Below are 350 nucleotides of genomic sequence, written 5' to 3'. Positions count from 1 at the left end.
CAAGGAGTTCAACGCGCTCAATAACGGCATCAAGATCGAATACCGGCAATTGCAGTTCGATGACGTGGTGAGCGAATCCATGCGCGCCTATTCGACCGGCAATGCGCCCGACATCATCGCCATCGACAACCCCAACCACGCCATGTTCGCCGCACGCGGAGCCTTCCTCGATGTGACCGACATGATAGCCAAGTCCGATGTCATCAAGACGGAGAATTATTTCCCCGGCCCGCTGAAATCGGTGATGTGGGATGGAAAATATTTCGGCGTCCCGAAGGCGACCAACACGATCGCTCTTTATTACAACAAGGATCTGTTCAAGGCCGCCGGGCTGGATGCGGCAAAGCCGC

1 protein-coding gene is annotated in these 350 nt (G+C 55.7%); it reads left to right on the top strand.

What is annotated here, in order from left to right; genetic code table 11:
* Positions 1-350, top strand: a 350-nt coding sequence (locus EN804_RS35370; protein ID WP_135922355.1) for an extracellular solute-binding protein, incomplete at both ends; no start/stop codon positions are given.

The organism is Mesorhizobium sp. M8A.F.Ca.ET.161.01.1.1 (assembly GCF_004792105.1).
In the GTDB taxonomy this organism is placed as follows: Bacteria; Pseudomonadota; Alphaproteobacteria; order Rhizobiales; family Rhizobiaceae; genus Mesorhizobium.
The sequence above is the reverse complement of the archived record's forward strand: the minus strand, read 5'-3'. Positions and strand labels throughout refer to the sequence as shown.